1 pseudogene is annotated in these 536 nt (G+C 62.9%); it reads right to left on the bottom strand.

The annotated features are described in order from the left end of the window. A pseudogene (locus OCL88_RS21375) lies at positions 1-536 on the bottom strand (transposase); the annotation flags it as partial.

Here is a 536-nt window from a genome sequence, read left to right as displayed (position 1 = left end):
GATCGATGACGAAGCCCGTCCTCGTCAGGGTACGCCGCACGACGGGAAGGAAATCGACCAGGAACGCCGTCGGGTTAGTGGCAACCGGCGGCAGCCCCGTCGACGCCACCCCTTCAGCCCACCGACCAGCTGGCGTCTGCCCCAGCGTGCTGTGGGTGGTGCCGTGATAGTTGGTGACGGCAAGGACCATCCATTTCTCCAGCTCGCGCAGGGTCAGCGCCGCTTCCCGGTCGGAGTCATAACCACCCCGTTCGCTGGGATTGGAAAAGGTGGTCCCGGGAAGTTCGTGGATTTGTTTCATCGCGGTGCCGATCACGCGTTCCACGATTCCGCCATAATGAGGCCGGCCCAGCGGGCGGTAGGCCAGCTCGATACCGTGCTGATCGCATCCTCGTCGGAGCGCTTCGCTCTTGAATTCGCTGGCATTATCCAGGTAAAGCAGTCTCGGCTTCCCGCTCATGGGCCACCCCGCCTCAACACTCAGACCTTCAAGCCATGGTCTTTTGTCAGTCCCGGCATGCGCCAGGCACAGCCCA

It is taken from the genome of Paenarthrobacter sp. PAE-2, assembly GCF_026013155.1.
GTDB lineage: Bacteria > Actinomycetota > Actinomycetes > Actinomycetales > Micrococcaceae > Arthrobacter > Arthrobacter ureafaciens.
The sequence above is the reverse complement of the archived record's forward strand: the minus strand, read 5'-3'. Positions and strand labels throughout refer to the sequence as shown.